At 69.2% G+C, this 12,854-nt stretch carries 13 protein-coding genes and 2 pseudogenes; 11 read left to right on the top strand and 4 right to left on the bottom strand.

Features of this window, described 5'->3' with window-relative positions; genetic code table 11:
- The first annotated feature begins 1,015 nt into the window (after positions 1 to 1,015).
- The 4 genes and pseudogenes from ACZ63I_RS01775 to ACZ63I_RS01760 all read left to right on the top strand — a co-directional run bounded on the left by ACZ63I_RS01775 (position 1,016) and on the right by ACZ63I_RS01760 (position 4,057).
- Entirely contained in the window at positions 1,016 to 1,924 is a 909-nt protein-coding gene (locus ACZ63I_RS01775) for a helix-turn-helix domain-containing protein (protein WP_469334360.1), read from the top strand.
- Positions 1,925 to 1,931: 7 nt separating this feature from the next.
- A pseudogene (locus ACZ63I_RS01770) lies at positions 1,932 to 2,594 on the top strand (zinc finger domain-containing protein); the annotation flags it as partial.
- 622 nt (positions 2,595 to 3,216) lie between these two features.
- Positions 3,217 to 3,396, top strand: a complete 180-nt coding sequence (locus tag ACZ63I_RS01765; protein ID WP_469334358.1) for a hypothetical protein — start codon at positions 3,217 to 3,219, stop codon at positions 3,394 to 3,396.
- A 472-nt stretch (positions 3,397 to 3,868) separates the two neighbouring features.
- Positions 3,869 to 4,057 carry a hypothetical protein gene (locus tag ACZ63I_RS01760; protein WP_469334356.1) on the top strand — a complete coding sequence of 63 codons (189 nt, stop codon included), beginning with the start codon at positions 3,869 to 3,871 and terminating at the stop codon, positions 4,055 to 4,057.
- A gap of 229 nt (positions 4,058 to 4,286) precedes the next feature.
- Here ACZ63I_RS01760 and ACZ63I_RS01755 read toward each other — a convergent pair.
- From ACZ63I_RS01755 to ACZ63I_RS01745, 3 genes and pseudogenes are all read right to left on the bottom strand, one after another.
- Positions 4,287 to 4,445, bottom strand: a pseudogene (locus tag ACZ63I_RS01755) (DUF5655 domain-containing protein); the annotation flags it as partial.
- 163 nt (positions 4,446 to 4,608) lie between these two features.
- A complete protein-coding gene (locus ACZ63I_RS01750; protein WP_469334355.1) occupies positions 4,609 to 5,094 on the bottom strand; it encodes a hypothetical protein in 486 nt (161 codons plus the stop codon).
- A gap of 10 nt (positions 5,095 to 5,104) precedes the next feature.
- Complete coding sequence (locus ACZ63I_RS01745; RefSeq protein ID WP_469334353.1) at positions 5,105 to 6,556, bottom strand: helix-turn-helix domain-containing protein; 1,452 nt, start codon at positions 6,554 to 6,556, stop codon at positions 5,105 to 5,107.
- A 162-nt stretch (positions 6,557 to 6,718) separates the two neighbouring features.
- Between ACZ63I_RS01745 and ACZ63I_RS01740 the strand changes: the two genes are divergently transcribed.
- From ACZ63I_RS01740 to ACZ63I_RS01725, 4 genes are all read left to right on the top strand, one after another.
- Positions 6,719 to 7,075, top strand: a complete 357-nt coding sequence (locus tag ACZ63I_RS01740; RefSeq protein ID WP_469334351.1) for a DUF6415 family natural product biosynthesis protein — start codon at positions 6,719 to 6,721, stop codon at positions 7,073 to 7,075.
- 308 nt (positions 7,076 to 7,383) lie between these two features.
- Positions 7,384 to 7,767, top strand: a complete 384-nt coding sequence (locus ACZ63I_RS01735) for an ATP-binding protein (RefSeq protein ID WP_469334349.1) — start codon at positions 7,384 to 7,386, stop codon at positions 7,765 to 7,767.
- Between the two features lie 119 nt (positions 7,768 to 7,886).
- Positions 7,887 to 8,198, top strand: a complete 312-nt coding sequence (locus tag ACZ63I_RS01730; RefSeq protein WP_469334347.1) for a DUF6415 family natural product biosynthesis protein — start codon at positions 7,887 to 7,889, stop codon at positions 8,196 to 8,198.
- Positions 8,199 to 8,326: 128 nt separating this feature from the next.
- Positions 8,327 to 8,494, top strand: a complete 168-nt coding sequence (locus ACZ63I_RS01725; RefSeq protein ID WP_469334345.1) for a hypothetical protein — start codon at positions 8,327 to 8,329, stop codon at positions 8,492 to 8,494.
- A 237-nt stretch (positions 8,495 to 8,731) separates the two neighbouring features.
- On the opposite strand, the gene ACZ63I_RS01720 is transcribed toward ACZ63I_RS01725, so the two are convergent.
- The gene (locus tag ACZ63I_RS01720; RefSeq protein ID WP_469334343.1) at positions 8,732 to 10,132 is read right to left on the bottom strand and encodes a UDP-N-acetylmuramoyl-tripeptide--D-alanyl-D-alanine ligase; all 1,401 of its coding nucleotides are present in this window, start codon (positions 10,130 to 10,132) and stop codon (positions 8,732 to 8,734) included.
- Between the two features lie 134 nt (positions 10,133 to 10,266).
- On the opposite strand from ACZ63I_RS01720, the gene ACZ63I_RS01715 reads away from it, so the two are divergent.
- From ACZ63I_RS01715 to ACZ63I_RS01705, 3 genes are read left to right on the top strand one after another with little or no spacing between them, the layout of a single operon-like run.
- On the top strand, positions 10,267 to 11,223 hold the full coding sequence (locus ACZ63I_RS01715) for a D-alanine--D-alanine ligase family protein (protein ID WP_469334341.1): 957 nt from the start codon (positions 10,267 to 10,269) through the stop codon (positions 11,221 to 11,223).
- Complete coding sequence (locus ACZ63I_RS01710) at positions 11,220 to 12,215, top strand: threonine/serine dehydratase (RefSeq protein WP_469334339.1); 996 nt, start codon at positions 11,220 to 11,222, stop codon at positions 12,213 to 12,215. Before ACZ63I_RS01715 ends, ACZ63I_RS01710 begins: the two co-directional genes overlap by 4 nt.
- Positions 12,205 to 12,816, top strand: a complete 612-nt coding sequence (locus ACZ63I_RS01705) for a C39 family peptidase (protein WP_469334337.1) — start codon at positions 12,205 to 12,207, stop codon at positions 12,814 to 12,816. Before ACZ63I_RS01710 ends, ACZ63I_RS01705 begins: the two co-directional genes overlap by 11 nt.
- Positions 12,817 to 12,854 lie beyond the last annotated feature (38 nt).

Genomic DNA, 12,854 nt, shown 5'->3' with positions numbered 1-12,854 from the left:
GCGCGGGACTGGCATCCCTGGGCGGCGCCTTGGGTGTTGATCGCGGAAGGACGGTGAGGGCCGACCCGGCTAGGGGGCGGTCGGCTCCCACAGGAGTGCGAGGGGCGAGACGCGCAACGCGCCTGCAATGACGACGAGGTCGTCGATACCGGGGCGTCGTGTGCGTTCGATGCGGCACGCGACGGTGCGGGTCAACAGGCGGCCCAAAGCTGTTGCTCGATCGGCGAGTTGACGCCGGCCGATGCCTTTTGCGGGCGGAGGAATTCAATGGTTCGGGCGGCCGGTACTCGTAGCGAGCTTATTGGAGCGGGTCTGTTTCTCATGACCAAATGTGTACCTCGCGTTCGCCGGTTTGGTTAACCGGCGTTCTGCGGCTATGTTGCGCCCCGTTTCAATGTCACCGGTGAGTTGAGCCGGCCACTCCGTGGCGGGAGAAGGTTGTCGTCGGCAGCTGTTTGCGTGTGGCCTGACGTGGAGTTATGTGCTGTAGCTCGGGCCACGGCGGCCGCGCAAGGTTTCTGCGGTGTGATGCTTCTGGCTTTGCCGGTGCCGGGCTTTTTCGTCAACCGGAGATTCTGGTCTACCGTTATCGAGAGGCCCCCGCAGCAGGTGTTCGCCGACAGCTGTCCGCTTTCTCCGGTGAATGCTGGACTTTTGCGGCGTAGGTGTGGCTTCTTGGATTCGCCCGCCCGGAAATGAGGCCGGCTCCCGGCGCGCAGAGCACCGGGAGCCACCAAGTCCCCTGCCGATTCGCCCTTCCGCGACGAACACGACGGTGCGCCATGGGTGCCAGCCCATTGGCCACCGGGTAAGGAACCGCCATGCCCGACCCTACGGCCCAGCCCGCCGTAGCCGCCTCCCGTACCCCGAGGGCCGGCCACCTGCCCGCCCGCAGAGAGCAACCGCGCACAGGAGAACCGCTCCCGGAGGCTGAACGGCCGAACGTCCAGGCCACCGTGGCGACCCGCCCCACCTCGCCGCCTGGTTCGACCGCTGACGGCCGCCGGGGCGGCCGATGAGCAAAGACGCGCGTGAATGGGTGTGGGAGCGCAGCTCCAGCCGGGGAACCGCGCGCTTGGTCCTGCTGTCGATCGCCGACCGGGTGCCGGACGAGCAGTGCATCGCCTGGGCCTCGATCGCTTCTCTCATGCAGCGGACGAACGCAAGCCGCAACGCCGTGCGCAGCGCTCTGACCGCCCTCGCGGAGAGCGGCGAGCTGCAGACGCTGGACACCTTCGTCGGCCCGCAGCGCAGCACGGTCTACCGGCTGCCGCGCACTGCCGCATGGCTCACCAAACTCGCCGCAGCCACGAAGGACGCCCCCGAGGCGTATGTCGAGCCGCCGGCTGCCTCCGATCCGGAGCCTGAGGTGGACGGAAAGCGACTGCGGAAGTACGGAATCTGGCCCAGGGACGGGTCGGAATCCGACCCTCCTCGTCAGATTCCGCCCGGGTCGGAATCTGTCCCCTCACATCGGAATCTGACCCCCCGACGGGTCGGATCCCGACCCCTTCAAGGGTCTGAATCCGACCCCCAGAACCGTAGTAAACCGAAGGTGAACCGAAGTAGGTACAGCAGCAGTAGTGCTACCGCCGTCACCTCGGCCAGCGAGTGGCAGGTCACCCCGGACACCCACGCCTGGGCCAGCCGGCAGGGGCACCTCGACCGCCTCGGCGAGGACGGCCTCGCCGCCGCTGACGCGAAGTGGCGTGCTCACCGTGCTGACTTCCAGCCCCGCACGGCAGGAGCGTGGGCGGCCGACTGGCGGTCCTGGATCGCCCGCGAGCACAGCCCCAATCCCAGTCGCCCGAACCTCTACGTCACACCCGGCCAAGGCCCCTCTTCCGCCGGAGGGTTGACCCGCGCCGAGGCCCACACCGCCGCCCTGCTCGCCGCCCTCGACGAGCCGACCGGAACGGAGTAGCACCCCGGTGATCCCCAACGAAGTCGGCGCTCTGCTGGCCTACATCGGCCGGCTCGACCCGCGGCTCATCCGCACCGACACCGGGGAAGCCCGGGACCAGATTGCCCAGTGGCACCACCTGCTCGGCGAGGTGCCACTGGACACCGGGCACGGGTGGGACACCCGCCTCGTCGCACGGGAACACATCCTCAACTCGCCCTACCCGATCCTCCCCGCGGACATCGCCCGCCGGTGGAACGGCTACCGCCGCGACCGTCTCCAGCGGCACACCGACCCCACCCCGTCCGCCGATCCGAACGACCAGGCTGCCTGGACCGCCGAACTGGCCCGCACCAGGCGGGCCGTGGCCAACGGCAGCGCCGAGCCCACCCAGCGCCAGGCCATCACCAGCGGCGGGGCACGCCCTGACCTGGAAGCGCGGCTGCGGGAGATCGGCTCGTGCATACCCCCGGCCGTCCGCACGCAACTGGTCCCCTACCGGCCCATCCGCGCGGCCCGCGAGACAGCCATCGCACAGGGCCGACCGGACGCCCTCGGTGTCCGCTGCGAGTGGTGCCACGCCGCCAAGGGACAGCCCTGCCGCAGCAGGCGCGTCGGCCCCGATGGCGGAGCCAGGGGCAACGTCCCCCGCGACACAGCCCATCCGAGCCGTCTCGACCTCGCCGCACGCAACACACCGCCCCTGCGCGGCGCGCGGAACTCCTCGACCGGCTCGCCGTCCGCAGACACGCACCCGACCTCGCCAGCGTCGCCGTCCCCTCCCCATGGACCACGAGGCAGGACGAGCAGGCTGATGCGGCAGGAGTGGCGGTCCCCTCACTTCGGGCCCAGAGCACCTCGGTCCCCGGCGCCGGTCCCCGCGCTGACACCGAACCCACCGGGGACCGGGCAGCCGGGACCGAGAGGGGACCGGTCCCCGAAAGCGAAAAGCATGACGCGGGGACCGGGCAGCGTCCTGGCGAAAGCGCCGGACTGGCTCACGAATCCGCTGGTCGGGCGAGTACGTAGCAGCCTGCCGCAGCTCACTGCGGGGACCGGGACCGCAATAGCACCAGCGCGGAGACCGTCCGCCGTGGGGACCGGGACCAGCTTCTCGCCGTCACGGGGACCGTGCGTCACGGGAACCGGGACCGCAGAACCACACGCGTGGGGACCGAGACGGGGAACGAGGATCACGGGGACCGAGAGTGCGTTCGCGCGGTCCCCGCGCGGCGGAAGCAGGGGGCGAAGGGCAAGGGAAACCGGCCCTTAACGAAGCAGGCGAAGGGCGCGTCGAGGGACCGGCGCCGTCGGTGAAGCAGCTCGTCTCGCGGGTCCGGCCCCAGGTTTCGGCGCTGCTGGGGCGGGACGGCAACGAGACCGTCACCGGGGTTCAACTGCGGGAGATCCTCCGCAACGAGGGCCTCAATGGCAGCGGGAACGACCGCCTGGGCCTTGTCATGCAGGAACTATGCATCGAAGCCACCACCTGACATCCACAACCACGCACGACAAGGTACCGAACCGATGACTAGCGCGCAGAAGCCCCCCGCCCACCAGCCCGGCCAGGGAAACTCCAACTCGGTCTCGGAGCGAGCAAGTTGGGGCGGAAGCGTAGCTTCCGCCGAACCCGCCCCCAAGGGGGCGGGAGGGGACCTGCACCGGGGGGCGCAGGTCCCGCAGGCTTCGACCGAGGGCGGATCGAAGCCTGGACAGGAGGATAAGCAGACTGCCCGCCGAGCACGCCGTCAGCGCGCTCCTCGCGCCCGCCAGCGCCCGCGCCAACCGTGCGAGAAGAAGCGCCTGCACCAGCCCAACACACGCTTCAACGAAGGCGAGTTCACTCTGATCAGGTCCGCCGCCGCCCAGTGCAATCTGTCCGTCGCCGGATTCCTTGCCCGCTCCGCACTCGCCGCCGCACGCGACCTCGACCGCACCAGCGCCGAAATCGCCGACGAACGCGACATGATCACAGCCCTGTTCGACAGCCGACGCCGCCTCGGCTGGGCCGGCAGCAACCTCAACCAGGCCGTCGAGGCCCCCAACTCCGGTGCAGACGCGCCCCAACTCGAAGCAGCCATCGCTGCGGTACGGCATGCCGCCGACACCACACGTCAAGCCGCCGCCCGGCTTGTCGAACACCACGGCTCGTGATTCCCAGCGTCCACAAGCCGGAATCCCGGACCATCGGTCAGTTCAACGGTTGACCAGCACGGCCGTTCAACGGTTGAAGGGCCCTGCCGTTCAACCGTTGAACGGCAGGGAATCTCGCATGGCCTCGCCAGCATGGCGAAAGGCCAACTCAGCAGAAGTCCAGCTCACCCGGCTACGGCAGGAGGACCCCGAACTGGCCGAACGGGTCGTCGAGGGCTCCCTGACCCTGGCACGCGAAGTTCCGCAGACGCTGATAGGCCCGGTACTGCTTGCGCTGAATACGGTGCACACGGTCCCCGAGCCCGAGGAGTGCCTCGTTCACCGCGCTCGCCAGAACCGCCGTCGACGTGCCCTGGGCATCCTCCGCCGCGCGAGCATCGCCCGGCCGCAAGGGCACAGATCATCGGCGCGGAATCGTGCCCCCCGCTGGGTGACATCCAGCACCGACCCGAGTAGCCGATCAGGCAGCCGCCTCGCCTACACGGCGGTCCACAGCGAAACTGCACCTGCACCCCTTAACCAGTCTCCGGACCGGACGAGGCGCTCTCTCGTCACGCCCGGCGTGCCGCCCCGTCAGGCCACACGACGTCTACGCCCAGCCCCGCCGCTCGCGCCTCCTCGACGGTGTCAGCGGTGCCCCCGCCCTTGCCCGACGGCGGAGTTCCGTCCCACACCGCGACAAGCCGGTCTGCGCGCGTCAGCAGTTCACTGTTCGCCGCCTCGTACGCCGCCCGATTCGCTGTCTCGTGAGGCAACGTCACCACGTCCGCGGCAGTCTCAACGAGATGGTCGAAGACCGCCGCATGGTCGGGCTTCACTTTCTTCGCCCGGTAGTCCCGGGAGGGGATCACGACGACAAGCCGGCCACCGATCGCAATGACTTCCTCCGCGAACAACGCGTCGGCCCCGGCGGCGATGCACGACACCCCGGTCAAATCCTCGCGGTACGACTCCAGTAGGTGACGTAGTGCGGACCGTACGAACGGCACGCTCTCCTCGGTCAGGTCCATGTGTCCGGTCACGGCCAGCGTCGTCACGCCGCTCTCCTCAGCTCGACAGCAGGTCGCGGATACTATCGCGCGCCTCGCGCACTGGCCGCGACGCCTGGTGGCCCACGGTGTACGGGTAAAGCTGCCCGAGCTGCGTACGGACCCGGCCGGACTGGGTGAGCCTCGCGGCGGCGACCGCGCGGTGGGTCTCCTCCGCGCCGCCGCCGACGTCCCCGACGAGGAAACGGCACTCGGCGAGGCCGATCCGGTCGAGCGCATGAGAGCGGCCTGCTTCCGGGCCACGCGAAGAGAGCGCCGTACGGATTTCATCGGCCGCCCGTTCCGCGTGCTGCCGGGGATCCTGACGCGCGAGATCGAGCAGTCGGCCGCCGGTGACTCCCGCCAGCTCGGCCTCGCCGAAGTAGGCGATCCAGTATGGCTCTTCTTCACTGGAAGACGCGTCGGCGAGGGCTTCGGCCGCCTTCGCGGTGGCCCGTTGGAATCCGGCGGTGCGGCCCTGTGCGGCGTACGCCCACGCCTCGCGCGTGTGGAGCATGGCCCGCACGCGAGGCCCGATCACGTCCCGGGCACCTTCCTGAGCAAGCTGGATGAGCTGAAGCGCGTCGTCCGGGCGATCACGGTAGAGCATCTGACGGGCCATGCCGGCAAGGACGTTGGCACCGAACACCGGGTCGGCACCTGCGTGCGCCGATCGCAGAGCCAGGCGGTAGTACTCCTGCGCCCGTCGGTGGAGACCGCTGTCCCATGCCATGGTCGCCGCGGTTCCGGCGAGCTGCGCCATGATCCGGTAGAGGCGCGTCTCCACCTCGGGTGCCTGGTGCTCGTCGAGCGCGCCGGCCACCTCGGAAAGCTGCCCGAGGACCGCCTTGCGGCGGAGCCCGCCGCCGTACCGATGGTCCCACTGCCGGAACGCGCGTGCGGTGGTCTCCAGTTCGTCTGTCTCGCGAAGTCCGAGTCGGCCACGCCGGGCCGGTGCGGCCAGTGCGGCAGCCGGCTGGAGCCAGCCCTCCAAGGATTCGAGCAGCGCGCCGCCGGTTACAGCCGCTCCGGCAAGGGCGCGCGTGATTGCGCGACGGTCCATCACGAGATCGCTCCTCGTCAGGTTCGCTGCCAGGTCGATTGTGGCATCCGGCCTCCACGGGACCTCGCTGGCTGCCGATCGTGCGCCCGGCGACTCTGGCGGGAGCTGGGTCTGCTGCTGGTGCTCCCAGGGGCGCGGTGCGAGCCCGAGCATGTGCCCTGGGATGCGTAGTCCGTCGGCGATCCGCCGCACCACGTCGAAGCTGGTGACGCGCTGGCTGCCGCTGGCGATCGTGGACACCTTGCCGGGGGTGAGTTGGCAGGCGGATGCGATGCGGTTCTGGGAAAGACCGCCCCACTTCTTGATCAAGGTGAAGACGGCCGCGAAGTCGTGCTCCGCGAGGGCTGCTCGTACGTCTGCTCTGTCGAGAACGTCGGGGGCGAGCGGGCCAGGTGTCGTGGCGTCCATGTGAGCCGACCTCCAGGGTGATCCTACGCACGCGAGCGCGTCTTGCTGGAGCGTCAACGAGTGTATTACCGCCTCGGTAACCCCCGCCGGTCATCCCGCAGTTGCGCGTTCCGGTCGAACCTGATTGCACAACGCACAAACCGACGAGCCGGGGAGCATGCCATGGACGAGACCACTTATCCTGCGACGCAGAGCACGGTCCCGCTCGACATCTCCACGATGACCGCCGCTGCAGCCGCTCTGCTCAACGACGGCGCCGAGGCTCCCTCCGGCGAGGCACTGAGCTCGCTCACTCTCCAACTTCGCGGGCACCTCAACCTGCTCATCCCGGAGTTGGCACAGCGGTGTGACGTAGCTGGGCCACGAGACGTGGCGTGTGCCCAAGCGGGAATCGGTGAAGCCCGGCGGCGTCTGGCGGCCGGCCCCTGCTCGCTCGGACCTGTACGGCACGCCACACTTCTCGCCCGCTCAGTCGATGAGCTGTGCCGCCACTTTCAGCGCCTGGCGATACCCGGATGAAGATCATGACTTCCTGGATCAGCGCCGAGGTCTGCACGGTGCCGGGCAGAGGCGGTAGTAGACCAACAGCACAACGCCCTGCCCCGCACGGCCGACAGCGGAACTGAGCGACCGCTGCGGCAGGCGACAGCGACGCCAGAAAAACGCGACCCGTGTCCCGGTGAGAGCTCGGCCCTGGACGAACTCGGAGGGAATTCCTATGCGTCGGACGCCTCGGGCACACCGCGCTACCGCCCTCCTCTCCCGGCGTTTACCGGCCCGCCTCGACACGATCCCGGCGGGTAGCGAGACGGCGAATTGGAGAGCCGATGAGGAGTGCGCACAGTGCGATGTCGTTCGATGCCGATCCGAGGCGTGTGAAGGCCGCGCGTCGGATGACGGCGGCTGTGCTCGGAAGGGCCGGCGTCAGGGACCGGGACGTGGTCGGGACGGTGCAGCTGCTGGTCAGCGAGATCGTCACCAACGCCATCGTCCACGGCAACGTCAACTCCATCTTGTGCCAGGTCACTTGTGACACCTCTGGTGACATTCTGATCGAGGTCGATGATCACTCGTCCGGCGCTCCGGAGGTACGGGAGGCGGGTCCGGACGACGAGGGCGGACGCGGCATGCAGCTCGTCACCTATCTCGCCAGCGACTGGGGCCGTAAAGGCACCTGCACCTGGTGCACATACGCCGTCAGGCGCTGCTGATGCGCTCCTCCTCTACTGCCCTCGCCGAGATCAGCCGACCCGTACTACCGCCGGCCGGGCAGTGGTCGCCAACCGTCGATGCTGAGGGCCTGGCTCGTATCGCCTGCCTGCTTCGTGATGTGAAGCCGTTGGAGGAGATCGTGGACGACGTCGGTGACGTCCTGGGCGACCAGAACCCCCGCGAGAGCGAGTTCGGAGAGATCGCCGAGCGCTTGCGCGCCGATCTCATGCAGCTCGTCGCCATCGCCAACGCCGCTGGCGACGGGGACGCCCAGGTGCGCGGTCTTCTTCGGCGTGCACACACACTGCACCCCGAGGTCCTCCCGGGTGGCTACCGCCAGGCCCTCGGCCACCTTCGACGAATGGCTGGGGTCGTCAACGACCTGCTGGAACGGCTCGCGGAGACCAAGAGCGTCAAGGAAATCGCATGAAGACCTCCCGCTTCCAGCAGCCCCCATGCCGCGAGTCCTCCCCCCCCTCCACAGCCCACGCAGAAACCTCCAACCCCGTTGTAACCAATGCCGGTTACCCACCACACCACACACCAAGGAGCAGATGGATGAGCAGGTTCAAGCGCAACGTCGGTACCGCCGGCGCCTCGGACGGCGTGTCCGTCCGCAAGAACAAGTCATCGGCCGCAGCAACACCCAATGCGAACGGCAACCGCGCAGAACGCCGAGCCGCCGCCACGAAAGACAAGACGGACAAGACGGACAAGAAGAAGTAGCTCAGCACACCCGCCGAACCCGCTCTCGCTCCCCTCACAACCGGGGGCACCGACAACCAACGACACAGGAGTCCCGTTGTCACGCCGCGCCCCATCCCACGTGGTCGCCGTCCGAGCCAAGGTCGTGGCATCACGGACGAATTCGGCCGCCCGCTCCAAGGACGGCGAACCGACCGCCGTCCTTGGCCACGAATACAACGTCAACGCCGAATGGCAGCGCTTCTGATGTCCCAACTCTTAGCGTCCGTGGGTCACCGTGCCGGCATGGGCCAGACGTTCTGCCGTGTGCTCCAGCTCGACGCTGTGCGAGCCCTTGACCAGGACGATGTCCCCGGGCTGGATCAGGTCGCTAGCCAGGGTCAGGGCGTGGTCGCGGTCGCGGGCGGCCACCACCTCCAACTGCGGGTTCTCCTGCTGGGCGGCGTCGGCCATCGTCCGCGCGTCGTCGTCGCCGACCGCGATGAGTACGTGGATGCCTGCCGCGGCGGCGAGACGGCCGACGTGGCGGTGTTCGTCGCTTCCGTCGGCGCCGAGTTCCTTCATCTCTCCCAGGACCGCGATGGTCCGGCGCCCGTCCGCCATGGACTGCAGGGTGCTGAATGCCGCCTTCATCGAGTCGGGGTTCGCGTTGAACGCGTCGTTGATGACTCGCACTCCGTCGGGCCTGTCGGTGACCTCCATGCGCCCCGACGCCACCAGGACCGCGCGGGAGAGCGCCGCCGCCGTCTTCTCCACGCCGGCGCCCAGCCCGATCGCGACGGCGGCGGCAGCAAGTGCGTTCGCCACGTGGTGCTCGCCGTAAAGGGACAGGTCGACCCGCGCCTTGGCGCCGGTGGCCGTCAGGGTGAACGAGGCCCGGCCCGAGGTGTCGAGGGCGACGTCCACGGCCCTCACATCGGCCTCGTTCTCGATACCGAAGGTGAGCACCCTGGCGCGGGTACGCGACGCCATGGCGGCGACCAGCGGATCGTCGGCATTGAGGACAGCCAGTCCGTCCGCCGGAAGTGCTTCGACGAGTTCGCCCTTGGCCTTCGCGATCTGCTCACGGCCGCCGAACTCGCCGACGTGGGCGGTCCCCACGTTGAGGACCAGGCCGACCGTGGGCGGGGCGATACGTGTCAGGTGGGTGATGTGACCCACGCCACGGGCGCCCATCTCCAGCACGACGTAACGAACGCCGCGGCTCACGTGCGTCACCGTCAGCGGCATACCGATCTCACCGTTGAACGACTTCACCGTCGCGATCGTCTCACCGAGTTCCGGGAGCACCTGGGCGATCAGGTCCTTCGTACTGGTCTTGCCCGCCGAGCCGGTCAGCCCGATCACGGTCGCTTCCGGCACGGCGCCCAGCACGGCGCGGGCCAGTGCCGCGAGCGCGTCCAGCACGTCATCGACGACCACGGCCGGGACACCGACGGGACGGGTGGCGAGGACCGCCACCGCACCGGCTTTCACCGCATTCACCGCGAAGGCGTGCCCGTCTGCCTGCTCACCAGGCAGCGCGGCGAACAGTCCACCGGGCTCGACCGTGCGCGAGTCGACGACCGCGGGCGCCGTCATCAGCACGGAGGAATCCGGTACGTCACACAGACGGCCGCCGACGGCGGTCGCGACGGCTTCGAGCGAAAAAGGGATCACGTAACGAACTCCGCATCAGCAGGACTTGCCCGGCACGGCAGACAGCCGCTCGGCTCAGTCCTCCGACCGTAGCGCCTTCACCGGCTGGCACATCCGAGACCGGCCAGACCACCCCGAAACAGGAGCACTAACTGATGACGACGCAGTCTCTCGAACCCGCCGCCCGAATCGCCGTCGTGTCCGGCGGGAGGTCCACCGAACGGGAGCGGTCTCTGTTGTCCGGCCGCGCCGCCCAGGAATCCCTCGCCCGACAGGGCTACAGCGCCACGCTGCTCGACGCCGCCGATACCACCTTCACCGACCAGATCCGCAGCGCCGACGTCGCGTTCCTGGCCATCGCCGGACAGTACGCCGAGGATGGCAAGCTCCAGGGCTTACTGGAATCTCTCAACATCCCCTACACCGGCTCGGGCGTGACGGCGTCCGCCATCGGCATGCACAAGACGCTCGCCAAGACCGTCGCTGCCGCCGCCGGCGTTACGGTCCTGCCGTCCGTGGTTCTCCCGCCCCGCGACCGCGACACGATCACGCGGGCCATCACCGGCACGATCGTCTTCCCGCTGATTCTCAAGCCCCTTTCCGAAGGCGGCAGCATCGGAATGACGGTCTGTCATGACGACGTCGAACTCGCCGCAGCGCTGTCCGGGGTGAAGGCCGACGACGGCTGGTTCGCCGAGCCGTTCACCACGGGCACACCGGTAACCTGCGGCATCCTGGAGGTCGAAGGCACACCCGCGGCGCTGCCGCCGCTGGAGACCCTGCCTGTCGGCGCCGAGTTCTACGACTACGCCACCAAGCGCGACAAGGACAGATACCGCTACCGGTGCCCGGCCGAACTCCCGGCCACCACTCTCGACGCGATCACCGACGCCGCGCTCACCGCGCACAGAGCCCTCGCTTGCACCGGATACTCCCGTTCCGACTTCATCATCACCCCGGGCGGACCGGTCTGGCTGGAGATCAACACCCTGCCCGGCCTCTCCCGCACCGGGAACCTCGCCACCATGGCGGACGCGGCGGGCATCGACTACGACCAACTCGTGCGCACGATCCTCGCCACCGCCACCACCCACGCGGGGTACCGGCCGTGACCGAACTGACCGCCCGCGACGTCGAGGACGCCGCCGCCAACCTCGCCCCGGTCGCCGCCCGCACCCCGGCCCTCTCCGCGCTCTCCCTCGACCAGGCCGCGGGCTGGCCGGTGGTGTGCAAGGCCGAAAGCCTCCAGCGCACCGGCAGCTTCAAGTTCCGCGGCGCATACCACCACGCCTCATCCCTCCCGAAGGCCGAACGCGCCGGGGGCCTGATCGGTGCCTCCTCCGGGAACCACGCCCAGGCACTCGCCCTCGCCGGCCGGCTCCTCGAAGTGCCGGCCACGGTCGTCATCCCCGCCGACGCCCCGGCCCCGAAAGTCGAAGGCATCCGCGCGCTGGGTGGCAAAGTCGTCACCTATCGGCGGGACTCCGAGAACCGCGACGCCCTCGTCGCCGAGATCGCTGCCCGTGACGGCCTGGCCGTCGTCCCCTCGGCGAACTCCCGGCACGTCATGGCCGGTGCCGGGACCGCCGCGCTGGAACTCCTCACCGACCACCCCGAGATCGAGACACTCGTCGTCCCCGTCGGCGGCGGCGGCCTTGCCGCCGGAACCGCCACCATCGCCAAGCACCTCTACCCCGGCATCAGGGTCATCGGCGTGGAACCGCAGGAGGGCGCCGACACGCTGCTTTCCCTGCGCTGCGGCCAGCGCATCGCCCTGCCCGACGTACCCGCCACCATCGCCGACGGCCTCGGGCACAACAGCCCCTCACCGCTGACCTGGGCCGTCAACTCCCGCCTCCTCGACGCCGTCGTGACCGTCACCGACCGCGACATCACCACCGCCATGGCGTTCGCGTTCCGGCACCTGAAAGTCGTAGCCGAACCCAGCGGCGCCTGCGCCCTCGCCGCTGTCCTTGCCGGCCTCGTCCCCCACGAGTCGGGGATGATCGGGGTGGTGATCTCCGGCGGTGGTGTGGACCTGCCCACCTTCCACCGGCTGATCAGCCAGAGCGCCCACCGGAAGGAACCCTCACGTGCCCGATGACCACCCGTTCCCCACGATCACCCAGTACGCCAGCCCGGACCTGATCGCCGCCTTCGCCTACGAAGGCCGCACCCACGACGCTGATCGCCGCTGGGCCGAATCCGGCGCCCCCGACCTCGACACCTACGCCCGATGGTGCGGCCACATGTGCGGCATCGCCTGCCTACGCATGGCACTCCTCGCCCGCACCGGCAACGCACCCACCCTCTTCGAACTCCTCGACGGAGCCCGCAAATACGGCGCGTACACCGAAGACCCGGACACCGGGACGATCCACGGCCTGATCTACGCCCCCTTCGTCCAGTACGTGCAGGACGTTCACCCTCTGCGCGCAGAGGTACACCCCACCCTGACGGTGCCCGACCTTCTCTCCCTCCTCGACGACGGGCGCCTCGTCATGGCCTCCGTCCACAAGGAGATCCGCCGCCCCGAGAACCCAGCCCCCGGCAAGGGCGGCCACCTCGTCCTCGTCACCGGCCGCCAAGGCGACACCGTGCACTTCCGAAACCCCTCCGGACACACCAACCAGGCCCGCACCGCCAACCTGCCCGTGACCGAGTTCGCCGAATTCTTCGGCAACCGCGGAGTATCCCTGGCCTAACATCACCGGCACCCCACCAGGAACCAGGACCGCAACGC

Source organism: Streptomyces sp. NPDC087906, assembly GCF_055584925.1.
The sequence above is the reverse complement of the archived record's forward strand: the minus strand, read 5'-3'. Positions and strand labels throughout refer to the sequence as shown.

Bases quoted from the DNA above. Each gene is read 5' to 3' on its own strand.
- ACZ63I_RS01775 (WP_469334360.1), top strand. From the start codon at position 1,016: ATGAGCAAAGACGCGCGTGAATGGGTGTGGGAGCGCAGCTCCAGCCGG.
- ACZ63I_RS01760 (WP_469334356.1), top strand. From the start codon at position 3,869: ATGATCACAGCCCTGTTCGACAGCCGACGCCGCCTCGGCTGGGCCGGC.
- ACZ63I_RS01745 (WP_469334353.1), bottom strand. From the start codon at position 6,556: ATGGACGCCACGACACCTGGCCCGCTCGCCCCCGACGTTCTCGACAGA.
- ACZ63I_RS01740 (WP_469334351.1), top strand. From the start codon at position 6,719: ATGGACGAGACCACTTATCCTGCGACGCAGAGCACGGTCCCGCTCGAC.
- ACZ63I_RS01735 (WP_469334349.1), top strand. From the start codon at position 7,384: ATGAGGAGTGCGCACAGTGCGATGTCGTTCGATGCCGATCCGAGGCGT.
- ACZ63I_RS01725 (WP_469334345.1), top strand. From the start codon at position 8,327: ATGAGCAGGTTCAAGCGCAACGTCGGTACCGCCGGCGCCTCGGACGGC.
- ACZ63I_RS01715 (WP_469334341.1), top strand. From the start codon at position 10,267: ATGACGACGCAGTCTCTCGAACCCGCCGCCCGAATCGCCGTCGTGTCC.